Origin of the sequence: Photobacterium sp. BZF1 (assembly GCF_014349205.1) — a bacterium.
Lineage (GTDB): Bacteria > Pseudomonadota > Gammaproteobacteria > Enterobacterales > Vibrionaceae > Photobacterium.
Genome location: NZ_JACSOF010000010.1, coordinates 17,387 through 38,404, shown reverse-complemented (window position 1 = coordinate 38,404; position 21,018 = coordinate 17,387). Strand labels below are relative to the sequence as shown.

General features: G+C 46.4%; 24 protein-coding genes. 3 read left to right on the top strand and 21 right to left on the bottom strand.

Annotation, left to right across the window (positions count from 1 at the left end):
- Positions 1-10: 10 nt before the first annotated feature.
- On the bottom strand, positions 11-946 hold the full coding sequence (locus BIZ37_RS03575; RefSeq protein WP_187460344.1) for a LysR family transcriptional regulator: 936 nt from the start codon (positions 944-946) through the stop codon (positions 11-13).
- 96 nt (positions 947-1,042) lie between these two features.
- Entirely contained in the window at positions 1,043-1,696 is a 654-nt protein-coding gene (gene folE / locus BIZ37_RS03570; RefSeq protein ID WP_187460343.1) for a GTP cyclohydrolase I FolE, read from the bottom strand.
- Between the two features lie 224 nt (positions 1,697-1,920).
- Here folE and moeA point away from each other — a divergent pair, with 224 nt between their 5' ends.
- Positions 1,921-3,153, top strand: a complete 1,233-nt coding sequence (gene moeA, locus BIZ37_RS03565) for a molybdopterin molybdotransferase MoeA (protein WP_187460342.1) — start codon at positions 1,921-1,923, stop codon at positions 3,151-3,153.
- 70 nt (positions 3,154-3,223) lie between these two features.
- Positions 3,224-3,970 carry a molybdopterin-synthase adenylyltransferase MoeB gene (gene moeB, locus BIZ37_RS03560; protein WP_187460341.1) on the top strand — a complete coding sequence of 249 codons (747 nt, stop codon included), beginning with the start codon at positions 3,224-3,226 and terminating at the stop codon, positions 3,968-3,970.
- A 67-nt stretch (positions 3,971-4,037) separates the two neighbouring features.
- Here the strand turns inward: moeB and BIZ37_RS03555 are convergent, their stop codons facing one another.
- The 10 genes from BIZ37_RS03555 to lafA form a co-directional block, all read right to left on the bottom strand.
- Positions 4,038-4,328 carry a hypothetical protein gene (locus BIZ37_RS03555; RefSeq protein WP_187460340.1) on the bottom strand — a complete coding sequence of 97 codons (291 nt, stop codon included), beginning with the start codon at positions 4,326-4,328 and terminating at the stop codon, positions 4,038-4,040.
- On the bottom strand, positions 4,321-5,286 hold the full coding sequence (locus BIZ37_RS03550) for an OmpA family protein (RefSeq protein WP_187460339.1): 966 nt from the start codon (positions 5,284-5,286) through the stop codon (positions 4,321-4,323). The genes BIZ37_RS03555 and BIZ37_RS03550 overlap by 8 nt, the downstream gene beginning before the upstream one ends.
- An 11-nt stretch (positions 5,287-5,297) precedes the next feature.
- Complete coding sequence (motA, locus tag BIZ37_RS03545) at positions 5,298-6,170, bottom strand: flagellar motor stator protein MotA (protein WP_187460338.1); 873 nt, start codon at positions 6,168-6,170, stop codon at positions 5,298-5,300.
- Positions 6,158-6,865, bottom strand: a complete 708-nt coding sequence (locus tag BIZ37_RS03540) for a sigma-70 family RNA polymerase sigma factor (RefSeq protein WP_187460337.1) — start codon at positions 6,863-6,865, stop codon at positions 6,158-6,160. Before BIZ37_RS03540 ends, motA begins: the two co-directional genes overlap by 13 nt.
- 11 nt (positions 6,866-6,876) lie before the next feature.
- The gene (locus BIZ37_RS03535) at positions 6,877-7,308 is read right to left on the bottom strand and encodes a flagellar basal body-associated FliL family protein (RefSeq protein WP_187460336.1); all 432 of its coding nucleotides are present in this window, start codon (positions 7,306-7,308) and stop codon (positions 6,877-6,879) included.
- A 4-nt stretch (positions 7,309-7,312) separates the two neighbouring features.
- Positions 7,313-8,389, bottom strand: coding sequence for a flagellar hook-length control protein FliK (locus tag BIZ37_RS03530; RefSeq protein WP_187460335.1), 1,077 nt, complete (start codon positions 8,387-8,389; stop codon positions 7,313-7,315).
- Between the two features lie 2 nt (positions 8,390-8,391).
- Entirely contained in the window at positions 8,392-8,691 is a 300-nt protein-coding gene (locus BIZ37_RS03525; RefSeq protein ID WP_187460334.1) for a hypothetical protein, read from the bottom strand.
- Entirely contained in the window at positions 8,675-9,079 is a 405-nt protein-coding gene (locus BIZ37_RS03520) for a flagellar protein FliS (RefSeq protein ID WP_187460333.1), read from the bottom strand. The genes BIZ37_RS03525 and BIZ37_RS03520 overlap by 17 nt, the downstream gene beginning before the upstream one ends.
- A 27-nt stretch (positions 9,080-9,106) precedes the next feature.
- Positions 9,107-10,429, bottom strand: coding sequence for a flagellar filament capping protein FliD (gene fliD, locus BIZ37_RS03515; protein WP_187460332.1), 1,323 nt, complete (start codon positions 10,427-10,429; stop codon positions 9,107-9,109).
- A gap of 62 nt (positions 10,430-10,491) precedes the next feature.
- Positions 10,492-11,382: a lateral flagellin LafA gene (gene lafA, locus BIZ37_RS03510; RefSeq protein WP_187460331.1), complete on the bottom strand. Its 891-nt coding sequence runs from the start codon at positions 11,380-11,382 to the stop codon at positions 10,492-10,494.
- 178 nt (positions 11,383-11,560) lie between these two features.
- Here lafA and BIZ37_RS03505 point away from each other — a divergent pair, with 178 nt between their 5' ends.
- Positions 11,561-13,639: a flagellar biosynthesis protein FlhA gene (locus BIZ37_RS03505; RefSeq protein ID WP_187460330.1), complete on the top strand. Its 2,079-nt coding sequence runs from the start codon at positions 11,561-11,563 to the stop codon at positions 13,637-13,639.
- Positions 13,640-13,643: 4 nt separating this feature from the next.
- On the opposite strand, the gene flgA is transcribed toward BIZ37_RS03505, so the two are convergent.
- From flgA to flgL, 9 genes are read right to left on the bottom strand one after another with little or no spacing between them, the layout of a single operon-like run.
- Complete coding sequence (gene flgA / locus BIZ37_RS03500) at positions 13,644-14,351, bottom strand: flagellar basal body P-ring formation chaperone FlgA (RefSeq protein WP_187460329.1); 708 nt, start codon at positions 14,349-14,351, stop codon at positions 13,644-13,646.
- Positions 14,344-14,763 carry a hypothetical protein gene (locus BIZ37_RS03495; RefSeq protein WP_187460328.1) on the bottom strand — a complete coding sequence of 140 codons (420 nt, stop codon included), beginning with the start codon at positions 14,761-14,763 and terminating at the stop codon, positions 14,344-14,346. Before BIZ37_RS03495 ends, flgA begins: the two co-directional genes overlap by 8 nt.
- Positions 14,753-15,040 (bottom strand): flagellar biosynthesis anti-sigma factor FlgM, encoded by a 288-nt coding sequence (gene flgM, locus BIZ37_RS03490; RefSeq protein ID WP_187460327.1) that lies wholly within the window; start codon positions 15,038-15,040, stop codon positions 14,753-14,755. Before flgM ends, BIZ37_RS03495 begins: the two co-directional genes overlap by 11 nt.
- A 59-nt stretch (positions 15,041-15,099) precedes the next feature.
- A complete protein-coding gene (locus BIZ37_RS03485) occupies positions 15,100-16,107 on the bottom strand; it encodes a hypothetical protein (protein WP_187460326.1) in 1,008 nt (335 codons plus the stop codon).
- 17 nt (positions 16,108-16,124) lie between these two features.
- On the bottom strand, positions 16,125-17,141 hold the full coding sequence (locus BIZ37_RS03480) for a FliG C-terminal domain-containing protein (RefSeq protein WP_370577298.1): 1,017 nt from the start codon (positions 17,139-17,141) through the stop codon (positions 16,125-16,127).
- Between the two features lie 21 nt (positions 17,142-17,162).
- Positions 17,163-18,836, bottom strand: a complete 1,674-nt coding sequence (gene fliF, locus BIZ37_RS03475) for a flagellar basal-body MS-ring/collar protein FliF (RefSeq protein ID WP_187460325.1) — start codon at positions 18,834-18,836, stop codon at positions 17,163-17,165.
- A 16-nt stretch (positions 18,837-18,852) separates the two neighbouring features.
- Positions 18,853-19,221: a flagellar hook-basal body complex protein FliE gene (locus BIZ37_RS03470; protein ID WP_370577297.1), complete on the bottom strand. Its 369-nt coding sequence runs from the start codon at positions 19,219-19,221 to the stop codon at positions 18,853-18,855.
- 20 nt (positions 19,222-19,241) lie between these two features.
- Positions 19,242-20,123, bottom strand: a complete 882-nt coding sequence (locus BIZ37_RS03465) for an OmpA family protein (RefSeq protein WP_187460324.1) — start codon at positions 20,121-20,123, stop codon at positions 19,242-19,244.
- A gap of 8 nt (positions 20,124-20,131) precedes the next feature.
- Positions 20,132-21,016, bottom strand: a complete 885-nt coding sequence (flgL, locus tag BIZ37_RS03460) for a flagellar hook-associated protein FlgL (RefSeq protein ID WP_187460323.1) — start codon at positions 21,014-21,016, stop codon at positions 20,132-20,134.
- Positions 21,017-21,018: the final 2 nt, after the last annotated feature.

Genomic DNA, 21,018 nt, shown 5'->3' with positions numbered 1-21,018 from the left:
TTTATAAAAACTAGCCTTTTGACTCAGACTCATGCGATACCGCAACGATCTGTTCATACAGCCAACGCTGGGCAGGATCGTTCATGCTCGGTTGGTGCCAGACAAGGCTGTAGGACACCTCACCATAATTGAATGGTAGTGGCTTGGTGATCAATTCTCTTGCCTGTAGCGCGACATCCGCCCATTGGCGTGAACAAGTGAACAGCAAGTCACTGTGATGACACATCAAGGCAGCACCACCGAAATCAGGTACGTTTACCGCAATTTTTCGTTTTTGGTGTTGCTGGGCAAGCTGAAGCTCGAAAAATGGCACATTCAAATCGTTATCAGTTATGCCGATATGACCGTAGCTCAGGTAGTCATCAATCGTCAGGGTTTTCTCTGCCAACGGGTGATTAGGATTCATCAAGCACACCATTTCATCATCCAGCAAGGTTTCCCATACCAGGTTGTTCTGGGTGCTTGGCGGCTGGCTTTTGTCGTGCGGCAGGATGATAAAATCCAACTGCCCTTTGGCAAGGCTGTCAAAGCCCATATTATCACGCGACCAAATCTCCAATCGCATGCCAGGAGCCTGCTCCAACACCCTGGCACTGAGCTTGGCCGCCAACAGTTCGAAGGTACTTTCGCGCATCGCCAAAGAAAAGCGACCTTGATAAGACGCAGGGTCAAAGGCTTCCTGCGTCAGCATCTGGTTCATCTCATTGATCATCTGATGGACAGTTGGCCCAAGCCTCCTAGCAAGCGGTGTGGCAACGAGTTGGTTACCATGGCGGTAGAACAACTCATCGTTGAGGTTTTCCCGCAACTGGGTCAAGGTCTTGCTGACAGAGGATGGGCTTAGGCATAACCGCTCGGCACTGGCAGTGACACTGAGCGTGTCCAGCATCACGTGAAGAGTGATGAGGTGCTTCATGCTGATTCGGGACAGTTTTATTAAATCCATAAGCCTTGTTATCCAGATGCTAGCTACAAAAAAGCCAGTAGATTATCTACTGGCTTGTTTCATAATAAATTATTCTGTATGAGCGTCAAATAAAGATTAACGCAGGCCGTTCAGAAATTCGGCACGGGTGGCAGGGTTGCGCTTGAAAATACCGCCCAATGCTGTCGTTGTTGTCGTGCTGGTAGCATCCATCACCCCACGCGCTTTCACGCAATAGTGGGTCGCATCCATAGTAACGGCAACGTCATCGCTTTCCAGCAGGGTTTGCAACGCAACTAAAATCTGCTGAGTCATGCGCTCTTGCACCTGAGGGCGCTGAGCGAAGAAACGGACAATACGGTTGATCTTCGACAGGCCGATGATCTTACCACGAGGGATGTAAGCAACAGTCGCAGTACCATCAATCGTCACCAAGTGGTGCTCGCAGGTGCTGGTCAGGGTTATATCCTTAACACGAACCATTTCATCACATTTCATCTTGTTTTCGATGACAGTGATTTTAGGGAAGTTGGCGTAATCTAGGCCAGAAAACACTTCATCAACATACATTTTCGCGATTCGATGGGGAGTCTCAACCAAGCTATCGTCAGTTAGATCCAGTGAAAGAAGTTCAAGGATCTCACGCATGTGATACTCGATTTTTTCTTTCTTCTCTTCGCGGCTTACCACCTTATCAGTCATCGGGGTTTCTAAGCCACGCTCAACCAGTGCTTGGCGCACTTTCAATGCAGATTCGCTAAATGCAGTCATTCTTTTCCTCCAACCGGCTGGGCTTAAGGCAAACATCAAGTAATTTTAGTTACTTATATGTATAAAACGCGCCCAAATACGAGTGCCAGCAAACTTTGAGACGGAAGGATACCCGTAATTGATCAAAATTACACTACAAAACTAGTCAGGTATTAGTGCTAGTGACCTTTTTTTGTCATAATTACCCCACTAAAACTTATAACGACGATAGACGGATACCTATTATGGGATGTTGTGACACTCCAGGCTTAATGCCAGTCGAAACCGCACTGACTAAGATTCTTGACCAAGTTGAACCATTGAAAGAGGTAACCTCAGTTTCTCTTTCAGAAGGCATGGGCTTGGTACTTGCAGAAGATATTTGCTCGCCAATTAACGTACCCCCTTTTGCCAACTCGGCAATGGACGGTTATGCCCTTCGTAGTGAAGACCTGGATAACACCGATACTTTGCGTATGGCAGGTAAGTCGTTTGCCGGTATCCCTTTTAACGGTGTTTGCCAGCCTGGCGAATGTATCCGCATTATGACTGGTGCCCAAATGCCAGAAGGTGCAGATACCGTTATCATGCAGGAAGAAACCGAAGTCGACGGCGAGAACATCCGTTTTACGGCTAAAGTGGCTCACGGCGAAAACGTCCGCCCAATTGGCGATGATGTCCACCAAGGTGATGTGGTTGTCGCCAGAGGCAATCGTATTACTGCACGTGAAATGCCTCTGCTGGCTTCATTGGGTATTGCTACCCTGCCGGTATACCGCCGCCCAGTCGTTGCCTTTTTCTCTACCGGTGATGAGCTGCGCCCTGTTGGCGAGCCTTTGGAAGCCGGTCAGATCTACGACAGCAACCGTTATGGTATCCGCGCACTGCTGGAAAAATTCGGCTGTGAAGTAATGGATTTGGGCATTATTCCAGATTCCCCTGAAAAACTACGTGAAGCTTTTGATAAAGCCACCACCGCAGATGTGCTGGTGACCTCCGGCGGTGTTAGCGTGGGTGAAGCGGACTACACCAAAGATATCCTTGATGAACAAGGTGAAATCGGTTTCTGGAAAATTGCAATGAAGCCAGGGAAGCCGTTTGCCTTTGGCACAATCAAAAATACCTGGTTCTGTGGCCTTCCGGGCAACCCTGTCTCTGCCATGGTAACGCTTTACCAATTGGTCCAGCCTATGCTGGCCAAACTGTCGGGCCACAGCCAATACCAGCCACCACAGCGACTGAAGGCAAAGGCAACAACGGTATTCAAAAAGCGCCCAGGCCGTGCCGACTACCAACGTGGCATTTACCAACTAAATAGCGAGGGCCAAGTCGAAGTTGCTACCACAGGTAACCAGGGGTCTGGCGCATTTAGCTCAATGCACCAAGCCAACTGCTTCGTAGTGCTCGAGCAAGAGCGTGGTCGTGTGATGCCGGGTGAAGATGTCACTATCGAGCTTTTCAACCACGCCATGTATTAATCAATGATTGTGTCCGCTGTATTAGGCGGACACAACACCCTCAATTTAGAACTCCCTACAGGAATACACAGTGGTAGAACTTACCGACGCAGAAATGCTGCGCTATAACCGCCAGATTATTCTTAAACAATTTGACTTTGACGGACAGGAAGCACTCAAAGCCGCTTCCATGCTAATCCTTGGTGCTGGTGGATTGGGCTGTGCATCAACCCAATACCTTGCTGCGGCAGGTGTTGGCAAACTAACGTTGATTGATGACGATAAAGTTGAGGTTTCCAACCTTCAGCGACAGGTTCTGCACAACGACACCACGGTTGGCATGTTGAAAGTTGACTCTGCCAAGCAAGCTCTGCAAGTAATCAATCCGAATACCGTTGTTGAGACTGTTGCCAAACGCCTTGATGACGATGCACTGAAAGCGCTTATCGAACAGCACGATATGGTGCTGGACTGCTGCGATAACGTAGATACCCGAAACCAGTTAAACCGTTTGTGTTTCGAGACCAAAACACCGTTGATCTCTGGTGCTGCCATCCGTATGGAAGGCCAAATAAGTGTTTATACCTATCAAGACAATGAGCCTTGCTACCAGTGCCTGAGTGCCCTATTCGGCCAGCAAGCCCTAACCTGTGTTGAAGCCGGGATCATGTCACCGGTAGTCGGTATTGTCGGTGCGGTACAAGCAATGGAAGCCATCAAGGTAGCGGCCAATATGGGACAGCCACTGACAGGCAAAATCCTGATGCTCGATGCCATGACAATGAGCTGGCGGGAAATGAAGCTGGGTAAACAGCCAAATTGCCGCGTGTGTGGTTAAAGTTAAAAAAGGAAGCATTCGCTTCCTTTTTTACTTTCGCATCAAAGTGTTGAACAAACGGATAAAATCAAAGAAACAAAGTGCATACAACAATGACGCAGCCCAGAAACGCGGCAAAGCAGATAGGTATTATCAGGTGTTTATCTCTCGAAAATGTCAGAAAGCCAGGGGGTTGGTGAACCAGAATAGTGACCAGCAAGAAGTTATAAACTGCAATGAGTACACCAATCAAAAACAGCTCAACATAAAGCAGGCTCCCTACGACAAACACATAGAAGAAAATCAATATGTAATCTATTACCACCAGCCAAGCTAGGCATTTTCTCATATTCACAGCGATCGCCAGTAGCTCACTCATAACGAGTCATCACATCAAAGGGAGTAACCGGCTGATTCCATTCTGCCTGTTTTGTTGCCTGCTGTTTTATATCAATCAGCTCTGTATGCAGTTGCTGCTCAGAATGATATGCCTTGTCCGCGCCTGCTGTCATTGAAAAGTGCTTGAACACTTTATTTAGCTGGGCATGGCTCTTTGCGGTCAAAATATAGAGCTCTATCCGCCGGTTAATCTCTGCACTCAGATCATCAGGATCTATCGGTGCGGTATCACTCATCCCGCTGACCTGAAAAATATGCCGCTCTTTTAATCCGCCACGATTGAGATAATACCGGGCCTGGTTTGCCCTCTCGCTTGAGAGTTCCCAGTTGGTTTTCGTCCCATTTTTAAACCTGCTGGCATCCGTATGGCCTGTTATGATCATTTTATTTTCAATTCGCTGCAACAGGCCTGCAAGGCTGAGTAGTAAGTCTTGGTAAAATGGCGTGACTCTCGCGCTACCGTTGATAAACATAGGGCCTTTGTTCGAGTCTAGAATCACCAACCTGACACCTTGCGGTGTCACCAACACACTGACACTGCCAAGACCATCAACCTCGGCTAGTTCTTGCATCACCCTTTCTGCCAACAACTCTAGTTCTTGTTGGCTGTTAAACTCCCCCTCCAGGACGGAGGTATCATTTACACGATGAAGCTCAGCGTCATAATGAGAAGTCGCAACATTCGGCAGAGGAAGTGGGCTTATAGAATTGGCCCCGACCTCTGTTGACCCCATTGGCATAACAGGATCATTACCATAAACGAAATAGTTCAGCAGCTTTTTCTGATCATCGATATCTACAACCTGCAAAATCCACAACACCAAGAACAAGCACATCAGTGAGATCATCAGGTCTGCCATCGCAACTTTCCAGCCACCATGTTGTAATGGTTGCCTTCTTCTCCTGCCTTTTTTAACAATGGTGTATTGAGATTCCATAATGGCCGCCTTTAACTTGATGTAGGCTGCTGCCTAAGGACTTCGACTGCCTTTTCAAGTTCGTCAAAGGAAGGCTTATAGCGTGTTTCAATATTCTTGCGCCCAGCATTAGCACACATGTGTGACGATTGCCCCTGAGCATGAGCTGACAGAATCGATTTAATACAGTGCAGTGGGGTAACTTGGCTTTCTGCAATATCTTTAATGCTGCTGGACATTGGGCCGAGAACACAATAGCAGCCAAACACCCCAGTAAAAGTACCGACTAATGCGCCTGCTATATTTTTTCCTATTTCAGTTATTTCCCCATCCAGCCCCTGCATGGTTAGAATGATGCCCATCACCGCTGCTAAAATTCCCAGTCCGGGCATCGCCTCTGCGGTGGCATGCAACTTTTCCGATGGCTTGATGTACTCATCTTCCAAGTGCTCGATTTCCTCTTCAAGAAAAGCCTCTAGCACATGTTGAGATTGCTTCCCGGTGATTACTTGGCGAAAAGAATCAATAATAAACTGTAAGGTCAATGCATCTTTTGTCACCTTGGGGTATTTGGCAAAGACCCGACTGCTATCTGGGTTTTCAACATGGATATCGAGTGCCTTAATATTCTGGACCTTTGCTATATTGATAAGCTCGAACATCAATGACAGTAATTGTTGGTAATACTCTTTATCATAGGGTGTCTTTTTAAATGCTAGGCCAATTTGTTGCACCATTAATTTCAGTGTCCCCGAAGTCGTTGACATTAAAAGGCTTGCCAAGGCTGAACCAAAAATAATAATTATTTCTGAAATTTTGAAGATAAATTCAATTTTTCCCCCAAGAAAGATAAAGCCCCCGAAGATGACGCTAAATACAACGATAACTCCGATTATCTTTTGCATACATCACTCTCCTGTATTCGACTCTTGAGGATTTCCAACCCACGGTGTTTTAACCTGTGTATTTTTACTTCATTGGTGCCAAGTACAAGCGCCACTTCTTTTGTGGTCAGGCTTTTCACATACACCAAGTAAATAATTCGTTTTTCTAATTCTGGCAATGTTTCAAGCACTTGCTTTACTTCATCAAACAACACCTGCTTATCGGTCTCTGGGACTGCGGTGACGATATTATCCAGCTCGATATCATCAACCACGTCGACAAACAACATAGCCTGCTGGTAGACTTGGCTATCAATACCTAAATGGCGACATATTTCCCCGCTATTTGGCTCCCGTCCCAAAATCTGAAGTAACTCTCTTTCTGTATGCTTAATTTTGTTGACCATCTGCCGCTTATCACGTTCCATATAGTCTCGGCGGCGTAATTCATCAATAAGCTCTCCACGAATTCGCACCGCGACGGCTCGCCTAAAGTCCTCATTGGCCACATGGTCAAATTTTCTCAGCTCAATGATCAGTGTCATCATTGCTGTCTGGCGCAGATCCTCATAAGTGCCATCATCAACCGCATACCGATAGCGGTAAAGCAGCCCGTGGATCATTTTGATATTGTCTTGAAGCGCCTGTTTTTCAATTTGCTTTAAGTTCGAATTATGACTAGAGGGGGTGTGCTGATATTTCCGCTGCATCAACATAATAACGGCCCTTACTGAAATACAGCCTTGGTCACGAGTACATCCCCTATTTGCAAAGTCGGCAATTCATCGAGTTCGTCTTTCAAATCATCTTGAAGAACGTATATAAATTGTTTGTCATGAAAGTACTCGAGGTCTTTAACGCTGAATTTTTTAATGATCCTGTTCTTGACCCGACTTAATTGTTCTTCCAGATATGGGGCATTACCCTTTGGCGTAAATAAAGAGACATCAAGCAACAGCAAGCTCTGCCGCTTTCCCAAGTTAATAGGTACTAATACATTCTCTATCTGCACCTCGATATTTTGCGGTTCGGCTGGCCCTGATTGATTGACTTCAAACAGGGCTAATATGGCTTTCATGCTGATGACGTTATTTTGGTAAAGCACAAACCCAGTCAATGACACAGCAAGGGTTAAAATCACTGCAACTAAAATTTTCATAACATTATACCCTCGCAATATAAGCGTTATATTCCAGTGTGGTTATTTCATTGTCCGCCAATGCGTCATTGGATAGTAGGCTTCCCTCTCCCTCATCCCCAAAAGGCTGGCTATTGTGCTGGCCCTGATATGAACCTTGCTGAGAATAAGTAATATTGACTTCAGACAGTGCGGCATTTTCAGACACCAATTCGGATCTTAGACGTTCAGAGGTTGCTATTAATGCTTCCCGGGTAATAGCAGATGACGCATTGACTTGAATATTGAGCTTGTCCCCGTCTAAACGAAGCATCATTTCCACTTTCCCAAGTTCAGGCGGGTCAAACCGTATCCGCGCTGATTGGCTGAGCGTATCAAACTGAATTTGGACCTTGTCCTTAATCACCTGGTAGATTTGCTTTTGCACCTCGACTGGCAAACTCCTCTCTATATCTATGCCTGTATTGATGCCTTTGGAGGCCATCGCTTCAATCTGAATGACCGGCATTTCCGTCAGTTGATGCGACCCTACTATTGGGCTGGCTTGGTTTACACCGCTATATAATTGGACAGCTAACTGGCCTGTGGGATGATTGGTATGGGAATGGCCAAAATACATCGCCGATAGTGGAGTTGCATTGAAACGATCCGCTTGTCCTTCTTGAGCATACACCTTTTCCGTCTCGTTCGAACCTTGGGTCAATTGCGCTTGTGTATTCTGCCAGATTTGATGCTCATCTCGACTAAGCCTAACAAGCACCGACGACATTCTAGAAGAGAGCCCCAGCTTGTTTGAGGATAACCACATACCTAACTGTTGCTGCATTTGTGGTATCGCGACCTGTTCGGTTCCTTCTTTGGCAAAGAACAAGCTATCCAGCCCATTGTGACTGATATTAAGCTCTACAGTTGGCACGGCCAATGGCGAAATCGTTTGCTCCTCGGCTAAACGCATTCCATCTTCCTGTCCCTGTTCAACCGAGACCGATGTTAACGCCTGAACAAAATTAGCTGGCATGGAAGGCTGCTCGCCTATTTCTATAGAGGCTTGCAGTCGTTGGACAAGCTGTCCTGATTGAAGTACCTTCACCAGATGTACCATGTTCAGTCCCCTGCTCTCGCCTTGGTAGTCGCATACGCCTTGTCGCGTTCCCTTAGGCTGACATTATTCACTAGCTGAAGTTTTAATTTACTTTGTTCACTATCGACTAAATCGACACAAGATTGGTGTAGCAGCTTTAGTCGGTTAACAACCTTAAGGTATGCCGGTTCCGATTGCTCAATCTCGGGCAGAATAGTCGCCAACATCGTATTGAGTTTCGCTATATGAGCAAAATGCCTGGCGGCAATAGCGGTTTCCAGCTTGTCTGCCAGTTGGTTGAGTTGCTTAGGAGTGGGTTTCATCTACCCACTCCATCGCCCCCTCCCACCCCTCTTTGAGATCTGTCATGACCGCTATGAGCTTTTCGATAAGCTCGGGCTTCATTTCCTTCGATGCCTCAAACACCGTGGCAATGCCATGCTCATAGAGCGCATGGATATTTTGAATCAGCGATTCAGCAGTAGATAAATCCAACGACGCATCAAGGCCCACTAAAATATCAATCGATTTTTGAGATGCTTTTGCTTTCATCTCCAGATCTTTATGCTCAATGGCATACCTGACATTTTCAAGTTCTTGGATCAGCCGCTCATGAAGCATACATATCAGCTCGAAACTCGATGATACCGACGCATTGGCCGTCACCTGAAAGTTGGCGTAATTAGCCTGGCTCTGATTGCCTAGTAACATATCCCTATTCCTTTCATCTTAATTGGTCTAGACCGTAAATAGGCCAGACACGGAATCCAAATCACTACTTAACGAATTAAGCTGAGTGAACTGGGCAAGGTAGCGGTTGTAGTAGGTTTCATAACGGGTATCTAGTTGCGCCAGTGCATCATTAATCCGGCCTTTTTCGTCGTTGAGGATATCAATTCGCCGATTCAGTGACCCATCGGTAAAGCCAATATAACTTTCCAGTGCCCCCTCAAAAGCTTCGAACACGCCGCCTGCCCCTGTAAATATCGTCTCAACATCAATGGTGGTGGCAGCATCTTCAAAGGCTGAGCGATCTAGACTGAGTTTGCCGTCACGACCAATTTCTAGACCAAGACTAAATAAACGGTTACCGTCATAATCATCGCGAACAATGGCCGATAGCTGGTTTTTGATATTACGAACTATGCTGTCTGAAGCCAGTATCCCTCGTGCTTCTTCTTCATTGCCGGATGAGGTTAAGTTAGAGATCTCTGTTACAGCATCGTTATACGCATCAACAAACTCTTGCAATGCATCCATTGTTGCCGACTGATCATCACCAATCGAAATTTTGGTTGCCGTATCCCCGCTGCTATTTGCCGCCTTCACCGTTAAATCCACACCCTCAATAAGCGATTCAAAGGTATTGCTTGAGTTGCTTAGTTCAGCGCCGAACTCACCACCAAGGGCAATGATTGCATCTTGTGCAACTTGTAAAGGTGCCCCACTGGCGGCAGATACCGCGCTATCCCATCCGCTGGCGGCATCGGCGGTCATGGTAAAGGCAGCATCAGCGCCTTGGCTGTCCGAGCCAAACAGTACCTTCATTACTCCTTGAGATTTCACTAAGGTTGCCTGAATAGAACCGTCAAGTTTGTCATTGAAATGGGTCACAAATTCGCTATAGGTCACATCGCCACTGCTATCGGTATCGGCATCCATGATATTGATATCAGTCACAATGCCATCCTGAGTGACGCTGAACGTGCCAGCCGTTGCCATCACATCATTGGGATCGGAAGAGTTCGCATCAATAACCAATTGGTGATTACTCGCTGTTTGCTTAACAAAAACATCAAGCTGGATATCATCGACACCAGAGGCAACAGACAGAGAAAAATAGTCCTCGTTGCTGGATGTGGTCGCCGTTTGGGTCAGCTGTGAGCCCGTTTTAGTAAACTCATAGAGCTTATCCTCCAATGCCTGGAGAGAGGATTTCACCCGATTAATCGCTGATGTTTGGTTGGTTATGGTCGATAACTTTTGGTTGTAGCGCAACTCAAAGGGTTGCACATCCAAGCTGGCAAAATTGCTGGCAAGCTGTACGGCGTCGACGTTCATAATTTGTTCCCCGCCTTCAAATTAGGAGGTACAGCTTTCACCCCCCTTCCCTGTTGGTTCGGTTAGCCTAGTAGGCTCATTGCAAGCTGTGGCACCATTTTTGATGCGCTCAGCATTGAAGCACCCGACTGCATTAGCATTTGCGATTTGCTCATCATCCCGGACTCGGAAGCGAAATCGGTATCCATGATACGGCCTTTGGAAGCTTCAACATTTTCTGTCATGTTGCCCAAATTAGTAATAGTATGCTCGAGTCGATTGATTGTGGCCCCGAAAGTAGAACGAATTTCACCAAGGTCGCCAATAATACCATTATCTGTAGCAGTGGCTGGATCACCAGTTAAAGCATCCATAGCTGTCGTTGCATTAGCCTGTGACGTTAAATCACCAATCCCTAGGGCCCCTGACGTACCTACAAATGTTTTTAGATCCGCAAGAGCAGTTGAAGTCGCTCCGAGGGTTGCATCAAATGTCAATGTTTCAGCGGAAGTGCTGCCGATTTGAAAATCCACAGTAGCATTGAACACCCCAGCAGCTCCAATAAGGTTGTTACCACCAAAATTTGTATTGGCAATTACATTTGCCAACTCCTCGCCCAACTGCTGATACTCTGCATCAAGCGCAGCTCGGTCAGCAGCAGTATTGGTACCGTTTGCTGCCTGCGTGGCCAAGTCATTCATACGGTATGCAATATTGGTCATTTCATCAAAAGCACCTTCCCCTGTTTGAAGCATAGAGATGGCATCTTGGGAATTACGCATTGCCACTGTCATTCCTCGGCTCTGTGCTTCCAGACGGTTGGCAATTTGTAGGCCTGCGGCATCATCCGCTGCCGAATTTATACGAAACCCTGTTGATAGGCGCTCTAAAGACTTCGTTAGCGCATTATTGGTTGACTGAAGTGTATTTTGCGTTACCAAGCTTGCGTAGTTCGTGTGTACTGAAATAGCCATTTGATGTTCCCCATCATTGGTTGCTGTTCAATAACTGCTAACGGCGGAGAAAAAAATCCATTTCATTTTTATTTGAAGAATTTTCACTTCAATCCCAAAATTACAAGTAACAAATTTAAGAAGTCCTGCAAAAAAATCCTAGTCGATTATTCAACAATCACCACCCAAATGGCTGAATATGAGAAATGTAATTAAAGCGGTATCTTCACGATTGACCATCCCAGTTGTCCTGTTGATGATTCTGGCAATGGTGATCCTCCCGTTGCCACCGATCCTGCTCGATTCGTTTTTTACCTTTAATATCATGCTGGCTATCGTGGTACTGCTGGTCAGCAGTACTGTCACAAGAGTATTGGATTTCTCGATATTCCCGTCATTATTGCTGGTGGCGACCCTACTGAGGCTGACACTCAATGTGGCTTCCACCCGCATCGTGTTATTAGAAGGCCACAATGGTGGCGATGCCGCCGGTAAGGTGATCCAATCTTTCGGCGAGGTGGTGATTGGCGGCAGCTATGTGGTTGGTATTGTGGTGTTTGCGATCCTGATGATCATTAACTTTGTGGTGATAACCAAAGGGGGAGAACGTATCTCTGAGGTCTCGGCCAGGTTTACCCTTGATGCTCTTCCCGGTAAACAAATGGCGATTGATGCCGACCTCAATGCAGGGGCAATTAACCAGAACGAAGCGAAAGCGAGACGCAAAGATGTCGGGGAAGAGGCTGAGTTCTATGGTGCGATGGATGGGGCCAGTAAATTCGTCCGTGGCGATGCAATAGCCGGGTTATTAATACTATTCATTAACTTAGGTGGTGGCGTACTGATCGGCATCTTTGAACATGGGCTCACTGCAGAAGCGGCATTTCAAACTTATGCTTTGTTGACCATAGGGGATGGATTAGTTGCCCAAATTCCGTCACTGCTACTCGCAACCTCTGCAGCCATTATCGTCACCAGAATCAGCGACAATGATAATGACCTTGCCCAAACCGTCAAAAAACAACTATTGGCTACCCCTCACAACCTCTATATGGCCGCTGGCGTGATGTTTGTGATCGGTAGTGTTCCCAACATGCCTCATTTGGCTTTTTACACTTTCACCGTCCTGTTGGCTTTTGTCGGATGGCGTCAATCTACCTACCAACCCGATGTTGCCGAGGTCAAACCGGTTGATGAACAACTCACCAAGCCTGGACTTGAGTCCAACATTGACTGGACCATTATCCCCACCGTTGATGTGATCGGCCTTGCCCTCGGGTTCAAACTGGTGCCTTTAGCCTCAACCAAAAAAGGCGCAAACCTGCTCAAAAGTATCCGGGGCAGTCGTAAGACACTCAGTGAACAAATTGGCTTTGTGATCCCCGAGGTCGTGATCACCGATAACCTCTCTCTCAAACCTTCAGAATACACCATCAGCATTGATGGCGATGAAATAGAGCGTGGTGAGGTGTTTGCCGATAAAATCATGGCGGTTGGCAACCGTATTGATCACCCGGAACTCGACGGGATTGTCGGCATTGATCCCGCCTATCAGTTACCTGCGTTATGGATTAGCAAAGAGGATAAAACCAAAGCAATTAATCTGGGTTTTCAGGTCATTGACGTGCACGATGTTATCGCGACCCATGTCAGTAAGGTGTGTAGTGAACACCTCGACAACATTTTCAACTATGACGATGTCAAAGCACTCAACCATAGACTGGCACTCCAGCACCCAGAATTGGCTGATAACCTCACCACTGTCATTTCCCCTAACCTACAAATGCAGGTGATCCGTCAGTTACTCGCACAACAAGTCCCCATCATTAATGTTCGCACCATCGCCAATACCATCATCGAGAGTATAGAAACCGTCAAAGACCCTATTTTGTTGTCATCCAATATCCGGGTCGCGCTCAAACGCTCCATCATGAATTTAATCTCACCCAACAATAAGACCATTAACGCGTTTATTATCGGACCGAGCTTAGAAAGCGAAATGAAAGGGGCGATTTCAGTTTGCCAACAAAACGACCCAGCAGTGCCACTCGATGCGATCCCATTTGAGCCATCGGTTCTGCAGAAATTTCAAAACCGGATGCCGACTATCGTGCAAACTATGCAAAGCCAGAACCTACCTCCGGTAATGGTGGTTCCCCCAACCTCCCGTCCTATCATTTCTAAACTGGCAAAAGCCTTTGCCAAAGAACTCATTATCTTGAGCTATAACGAGATCCCCAATGAATATGGTCTTAATGTACTCGGTGAGGTGGAGTAAGGCGCTATAACACCTTGACTGACCCCTTACCCATCACCACACCCTGCAGTCGTTTCCCTGACTGCAGGTTTTCGATTGCTATTGTATCGCCCACGACACCGTTTTCGAGAGCCAGCCCTTTAGTTTCCAATTGAAAGGTTTTCGACTGATATAGAACTTTAACTGGATGCCCTTTTTCAACGGCATAATTGATATATAACCTTGCGCTGGTTAGCACGTCTCCCTTGTTCACCCGGCGCTTTAACTTACTACCAAGGACTGCTTCATAGGAAAAGAATAGCGGTTGCGCCTTATAAAGTGTTGTTGGTTTCAATTCGATATCTGCCAATGTCAACCGATGCCCTTTCTTCATCGATTTAGCGGCCGTGATCGCAGTAACTGTGACCAAGGTCGTTGACGTTGCTGATATCACCCACCCCGCTGAACCGCAAGTGATTTTCCACTTTTGATTACCCAATTTAACGGCGGAGTTTGAGCTCAGCAAAAGCTCATCGGTACAGGACGGTAAATTGGATACGGCTCGTGAAATGCGCAACTTAATATCGAGGATTGCACTGGTTGGATAATGATATTGCAATGAGGTTTCAATACGGGTACGGATCAGTTGAGCAAAAAGCTGTTGTTGCCCTTGTTCGTTGGCATGAACAGGGGTTGAGCAGAGGGTGTACCCTAAAGTAACGAAGAAAACCCGAAGAGCTATCGCCCTACACATTCACCCTCAACTCATATTTACCTAGCGCTTCTTTGATTGCAGTATGCTGCAAGGTGATCACATTGCCCTGACGTTCGATTTCGGCTTTACATCCCCACATGGCCTGCTCAATTTGCTTGTCCAACTGAATAAGACTCCGTTGGATGCCGCCTTTTAATTTTGCTTGTACCTGAGGCACATATTTTCGCCCACGACACCCCAATCGCCTTGCCATCTCGCAGCGTCTCTTTTCTGCTTCAACTAGTTGATCAGACAAAGCCATGACCTTGTTATTCAGTAATGCCAACTGTTCATACTTCTGGGCACGGGCAGCTATGCGAATTTGCTCAACCTCCCCTTCTAACTGACGGCAGAGGGCAAGCATATGTTTACCGTAGGTCATATATCCCACTAACACTTCCTTAGCTGTCATGATCTAGCCTTACCAGCGCTTTAGCTAGTTCATCCATATCAAACTCTAACTCTCCCGATGCAAGCTGCGCTTTAAGCTGCGCTACCTTATCAAGGTCTATATCATCCAACTCAGCAAACAAGTTGTCGGTGCTTTCGATCAACTCAAGTTCATGCTGAGATAAGGATACTGAGTTAATACCCTGCTTTGGCTCAGGCTTCACCTGCTGGCTTTGCACTACATCAACCTGGCCCTGCGGCAAAATAGGTTTTATGTTATCGACTTTAAACTGGCTCATAATATTATGCTCACCCGCCCCTAACTATTAAACTATAACGGCAATTGCCAGAGGCTATTTCATCTTTTTGCCAGCAAATTAATCACATTATCCCGAGTGGGCCCCTGAAACCCGCGCTGTATCGATTTCAGGGAGACTTCCGGGCTTTCTATCAGGTGCCGTTTAAAGCTACCAAACTGTTCGAGTTCAGGGTGATGACAAAAGGCGATAAGTTGGCCCGCGTGGACTTTTTTACTTTTCAGTACCCTCGATAAAGCCACGAACATTTTATTGACGCGTTCCAATGCTTGATCAATTTGATCTGACGCCCCAGCCTCATTCACTGCCAGTCGGGTAATATGCTCAAATACTGGGTGCAACGGGGTGACATTAACGGCAATAGGTGTGCCTTCGGCATACCTTCCCCCCTGACCAGAAACATACACCTGCCCGTCCCAGTTACGCCATTGGCTGTCCTTGATGCCGATAACAAACTCCTGGCGAGAATTCACCCGCAAACGCAAATGGGCATAGGCAAACATCATCTTAAATTGCTCCAGCAATATATCCTTTTCGACAGTACGGTCAAAAGCCAATGCCACCAACCGGTTGTTGATATACAAAGAGACAACTTCGTCACGGTATTGCTCTCGGCTGAAATCTAGACCGGGGACAGTGAACTCAATAATAGGATCATCAGATTGAACCGGGGCAAAACTCGAATCGACAACATAATTGCCAAAAAGCTGCTTATTTCCCCACACCGCCAAATTCTTTTTTATCTGATCAATACGGTTTGCCTGTTCCGGACTATATTGCGACAACCCGGCAATAGTACGCAGGTTAATAAGCTCACTGGCTAATTTTCGCAATACTTCACCTGCCAACGACAACCGGCTATACATACGGTGGGAATCTGATACTTCAGCAATTAAATTGGGACGTTCTTGCAAGTTCATCCTGATAATCTGCTGTCGCATCACAGCGGTTTGGGGTTGAATCGGCTCAACCTTACCGGGTTGCTTTATTTTATTCGGAGCAGTGGGGTTGACCTGATTCTTTCGCTTGCTAATACCTGCTAATTTCATTCCATTGACCTTCTTGATCAGGTTAACCTTGGTTCGTTGGCAAAGTTAAGGGTAATCACCCCTTCCGTTTGTAATTCCTTGACAATATCAATAATTTCTTTGCGCGCTTTATCAACCTGACTCACCGGAACGGCACCAATGCGTACCAAGTTCTCTTTTAATTCCATCGACACCCGCTGAGGCATCGAATTAATAATATATAAACGGTGATCTTTACCTGTTCCCTTTAAAGCGTATGCCCACTGCTCCAAACTGACTCGGTCATTAATCAAATTAATGGTTTCAAGGTCTTGATTAAACAAGGTAAAGAAGTCAAACATGGCTTCTTCAACCAAATTCGCAACCTCTTTATCTTGATCATGGAGAAATTCAAACAAGTGACTCTTATCACCTGAATAACGGTTGATCAGATCAGCTACCACTTTTGACCCCTGTAAACTGGCTGAGCCCCCGCTGTGGTAATTAATTTTACAACGATCGATAAGATCCTTAAGCGTTTCCATCAAACCAGAAGTCAGCACTTGGGTTTTCGATATTTGTAAAATTAGCTCATGACAATCCTGCTCATCGTATTGCTCTAATACCCGACTACTGTAATCAAGCGGCAAATGGGCGATCAGCAGCGCCTGAATGTTGATATGTTCTTTTTTGAGATCATTGACCAACAAATCGGGTGGGATCCATGCCAGTTTTTCAGCATGGGAGCGTATTTCATCCCCATATATTTCTGACACCAAATCCCTTGCCAGATTACCGTTCAAGGTTTTCTCCAGTACATTGGTAATATAGTTTCTTGTTCCTCCCAAAATTCCAGAGTGTTTTCGAAAGTCATCAAAAAAGCCGGTCAGCGACACCAGCGCATCTTTAGCTTTAATATCGGTGGTCTTACTCATGGCGTGGGTGATTTGCTTTATTTCTTCATGGGTAAAGCTTTTCAAAACCTCAGAGCCGATATCTTCACCCATGCTAAGCAGTAACATAGCGACACCGTCTACGGTTTGATATTTCGGTTGATTATCCATCTTCTCTGCCACTCAATTCGTCTGACAATGATTTCAGGCATGCAGCCAAGTCCGCAGGATCTCCGCTACCCGGTTAGGATCTTCTTTCGCAATCAGTTTGAGGTGCTTAATCTGTACTTCCAATGGGCTGTCCGGTGGCGGTAAGTTATCATCTAACGCCTTGATCCCACTTGCATCTATCCCCAACGCATCGAGCTTGGACTGAAGCGCTGCGCTGTTTTGCATATCTTCTTTGGTGATCACTTCGTCATACTCCATTCCCTCAGCCTCGCTTTCTTCCCGCTCAGCCGATTGAGTCAGGTACTGAGCCAGGGGTTTGAGCACCACCATGATCATTAACACACTCAACATTACACCAAGCAAATATTTGAGCGGCTGCATAACTTTTGTATTTTCAAACCAAGGGACAGGTGCCTGTGCCGGTATTTCTGCGACCACAAAAGGAAAATGGGTAATATTAATGGTATCGCCGCGCTCGAGCTTGAAGCCAATCGCTGAGCGCACTACATTTTCCACATTAGCCAACTCATCAGCAGTCCACGTACTATTGGGGTTGGCAAGATCATTAACCACAACCGACACCGATAGGCTTTGCAATACACCTTGTTGATGTTGGATGTGCCTCACCTTACCGCTTACGGCATAATCCCGCGAGGTCTCGCTGCGATTGACCGTAGAATTCGGCTCGGGCTGAGGTTCGCCATCGGTCACTGGCGGCGTATTACTCAAGGCTCCGGGGATCCCTAGTGCCATGGTGGACTCATTTGTGTCATTGAACACTTTTTCTTTCCGAATAACAGGATCGGAATACAGCTCTTCGGTCTCTTCTACCCGGGAAAAGTCAATATCAGAGGCTATTTGTACCCGGAAGTTGCTGGCACCAAGAATAGGGGTCAACATGTCTTTAGCCTGCGCCACCAGCGTTTGTTCCAGCCTACGCTTATAATCAGCTTGTTTACCCGTCGTGATTGTAATATCACCTAAAGTCGCATCGTCTGATAGTAAGCGGCCATGCTGGTCAACGACCCGAATATGTTCGGTTTTCATACCAATAACGGCCCCGGAGACCAGGTTGATGATCGATTCGACCTGGGTTGGTTTAAGATCCATCCCATTGATAATATGAACAATCACCGACGCTCTGGCTTGCTCGTCATCATCTCGCATAAACAAGCTTTCTTTGGGAATAGCCAAATGAACCCGGGCCAAACTCACCGCACTCATGGTAGTAATACTACGGGCCAACTCACCTTCAAGGGCATGCCGATAACGGGCGCTTTCCATAAACTGGCTCTCGCCCATGCTGTTCGAGTTATCAAGAGAGTCAAAGCCATTGGGAAGTTGTTCCTTCAAACCTTTAGAGGCTAAGACCATTCTGATTTTGGCAACCTCTGCTTCCGGCACTAGAATTTGGCCATCATCCTGGCTCAATTTATATCGGATTGACTCTTCATCGAGTAGTTGCAAGACCTGACTTGAATCATAGTTGGCCGATTTACTGTATAACGGCCTAAACCTCTCAGTTGACGTCCACAGCATAATGACGATGATCGCAGCCGTGATGGTAGCGAAAATCGTAATGATAACCACATTGCGCTGAGAACTTTGCCAAAACTGGCCGAGCCATCCCGACGCTTCATTCAATTTCTCTTTTGCCGCATCCAGATTATTGGTTAATGCAGGCTTGGCTTCCAATTCTGCTGCCATAGCATCCTACCCCTAGTTAAATCGGCATTTTGATGATGTCTTCAAAATTAGACACCATCTTGTTTCTTACTTGCATAAGCGCACTAAACGAAAGCTGCGCCTTCTGCGCGGCAATAGTCGCGCCAATCAAATCATCACTCTTTCCCAGTTCCACTGCCGTTACTTTCTCCGACGCATGGGATTGGTAAAGATCGACGGTATCTAACACTCCCCTCAACATCTCACCGAAAGCTAATGACTGTCCCGAAACTGACTCAGTGGCTACCACCTGTCGGGTAGGCGGCAGCATAAATGAATCAGATAAGGGGTTCGTCGCGATCTGCCGGTGAAATGCCATTTTATCCGACATATCCTGTTGTAATTGAACCAGGCTCAACTCTTCCATTGCTTTACAACCCCCAGCGCTTATTGGCGTACAAGACGGATCTCTACCCGCCGGTTTTTGTCGCGGCCTTCGACCGTTTTATTGTCATACTTGGGATACCTATCCCCATGCCCTCTTATCTCGATCATTTTCTTTGACACACCATTGGCAATAAACCATTGGGCAACATCTGAGCCACGTTGCTTGGAAAGCTGAAGATTGGATACAGGATCGCCAAGGTTATCGGTGTAACCATCAATCAGAATTTTAATGATCTCAGGATCTTTTTTGACTAGAGAGCTAATATCTTTAATCGTTTGTTTTTGGTTATCATTCACCCCCACGACACCTTGTTGAAACAGTAGCTCTACTTGGCGTGCATGCTGGAAATTCACTGGCGGTAAATCAAACCGGCACTGAGTGAACTGTTCATAAGCATGAATAAAGTTTGTGGTTGGAAAATAGACACCAGAATCGATCATATTGATCCCAAACCACGCCCCATGAGCCATATCATCAAGCATGGATGACACCCCCTTATTGCCTATTAACGCCGATCCTTGCTGGCGCAGATTACTGATCGTGGTGGTTGAATAATGATTAACGCCCCCCCAAACCGGTTCCGTCGTTTCGACTAAAACTGATGCAGGTAAATCACGGAAACCCTTTTTTTCAACCTTGATCGACAACGGTTGGGCTGCGACGAGAATAAACTTGACGATAAAACCAGTACGGGGATCAGCCGATTGTAAAATACACTGGTCAGCCTGCTGGTGATACTGCCACTCCACACTATCGAAAGGCACAATATACTTGCTTGCCATAGCAGCCGCAGGCAACGACATTCCAATAGCTGCAACCATCCACTTGAGGGCAATCCTTTTCTGCCCCGGAAAATAGCAGCCTGTGGGATTAACGTTCATGGCCAACCTCACACCAAGTCAAACAAAGAGATACCAGCAACTCGCGCAAAGGTTTTTTGGGTCGCCTCAAGCGCAATCATGCCCTGATTGAGCTCTACCGATGCCTCGGCGTAATCAAGCTCAACCAGCTCTGTTTTTACGGTTTCAGCAAAGAAAACCATATCAATACTGGTTTCCTTGAGCCTATCCATGGCGTTGTAGCGACTTCCTATTTCAGTCAACGTTTCCAACAGGTTCTGATGGTGCGTCTGGTTTGTTATGAGCGCAGTATCTAAGGTCGTTACAAAACCGGGGGTCGCCAATTCAAGCTCAGCTATCGCATTATCGAGGTCGGTAAAGATGACATTGCTACCAATAACATCAGTAATTGTGAAATTATTAGGTACATACTGATCAACCCCAACTTTGGTTTCACGGTAACCTGTATTGGTATTCATCATGTATGGCGGTGCAATGTCGATAGCCCGATTGGTAATGTCGGTGCCAGAAAAAAGGTAACTTCCTTCGTGCTTTTGATTTAGGGTAACCAGCATCTCTTGTTTTAACGATTTCAATTCCAGCACAATCCCCACACGGCTTGCCTCATCAAGCGTACCATTCTTACCTTGCAGTAGCAGTTCGTTAACCTGCTGGGACAACTCTTCCAGGGTATTCAGGCTAGTTTCGTAACGGGCGAGTTGAGACTGAACATTATCGATATTGCGCTGGTACTGCTGATTATCCGACACGTTTTTTTTCAACCCTTCGAGCCTGACAGCGGCAATAGGATCATCAGAGAGATGGTTAAGCTTCAAGCCAGATGACATTTGCTCGAACACTTTATTGAGGCGAATGTTATTGTCCATTAAAGACTGATGCATAATTGCATTGAACTGGGAGTCAGTCACTCTCATGA

Coding starts and splice junctions, on each gene's coding strand:
- BIZ37_RS03495 (WP_187460328.1), bottom strand. CDS start 14,763: ATGACAGCTAAGGAAGTGTTAGTGGGATATATGACCTACGGTAAACAT.
- folE (WP_187460343.1), bottom strand. CDS start 1,696: ATGACTGCATTTAGCGAATCTGCATTGAAAGTGCGCCAAGCACTGGTT.
- moeA (WP_187460342.1), top strand. CDS start 1,921: ATGGGATGTTGTGACACTCCAGGCTTAATGCCAGTCGAAACCGCACTG.
- BIZ37_RS03485 (WP_187460326.1), bottom strand. CDS start 16,107: ATGAAATTAGCAGGTATTAGCAAGCGAAAGAATCAGGTCAACCCCACT.
- BIZ37_RS03535 (WP_187460336.1), bottom strand. CDS start 7,308: ATGAAAATTTTAGTTGCAGTGATTTTAACCCTTGCTGTGTCATTGACT.
- motA (WP_187460338.1), bottom strand. CDS start 6,170: ATGCAAAAGATAATCGGAGTTATCGTTGTATTTAGCGTCATCTTCGGG.
- BIZ37_RS03525 (WP_187460334.1), bottom strand. CDS start 8,691: ATGAAACCCACTCCTAAGCAACTCAACCAACTGGCAGACAAGCTGGAA.
- BIZ37_RS03470 (WP_370577297.1), bottom strand. CDS start 19,221: ATGGAAGAGTTGAGCCTGGTTCAATTACAACAGGATATGTCGGATAAA.
- fliD (WP_187460332.1), bottom strand. CDS start 10,429: ATGAACGTCGACGCCGTACAGCTTGCCAGCAATTTTGCCAGCTTGGAT.
- flgM (WP_187460327.1), bottom strand. CDS start 15,040: ATGAGCCAGTTTAAAGTCGATAACATAAAACCTATTTTGCCGCAGGGC.
- BIZ37_RS03465 (WP_187460324.1), bottom strand. CDS start 20,123: ATGAACGTTAATCCCACAGGCTGCTATTTTCCGGGGCAGAAAAGGATT.
- BIZ37_RS03530 (WP_187460335.1), bottom strand. CDS start 8,389: ATGGTACATCTGGTGAAGGTACTTCAATCAGGACAGCTTGTCCAACGA.
- BIZ37_RS03555 (WP_187460340.1), bottom strand. CDS start 4,328: ATGAGTGAGCTACTGGCGATCGCTGTGAATATGAGAAAATGCCTAGCT.
- BIZ37_RS03520 (WP_187460333.1), bottom strand. CDS start 9,079: ATGTTACTAGGCAATCAGAGCCAGGCTAATTACGCCAACTTTCAGGTG.
- BIZ37_RS03575 (WP_187460344.1), bottom strand. CDS start 946: ATGGATTTAATAAAACTGTCCCGAATCAGCATGAAGCACCTCATCACT.
- BIZ37_RS03505 (WP_187460330.1), top strand. CDS start 11,561: ATGAGAAATGTAATTAAAGCGGTATCTTCACGATTGACCATCCCAGTT.
- BIZ37_RS03540 (WP_187460337.1), bottom strand. CDS start 6,865: ATGTTGATGCAGCGGAAATATCAGCACACCCCCTCTAGTCATAATTCG.
- lafA (WP_187460331.1), bottom strand. CDS start 11,382: ATGGCTATTTCAGTACACACGAACTACGCAAGCTTGGTAACGCAAAAT.
- flgL (WP_187460323.1), bottom strand. CDS start 21,016: ATGAGAGTGACTGACTCCCAGTTCAATGCAATTATGCATCAGTCTTTA.
- BIZ37_RS03550 (WP_187460339.1), bottom strand. CDS start 5,286: ATGGAATCTCAATACACCATTGTTAAAAAAGGCAGGAGAAGAAGGCAA.
- fliF (WP_187460325.1), bottom strand. CDS start 18,836: ATGGCAGCAGAATTGGAAGCCAAGCCTGCATTAACCAATAATCTGGAT.
- flgA (WP_187460329.1), bottom strand. CDS start 14,351: ATGTGTAGGGCGATAGCTCTTCGGGTTTTCTTCGTTACTTTAGGGTAC.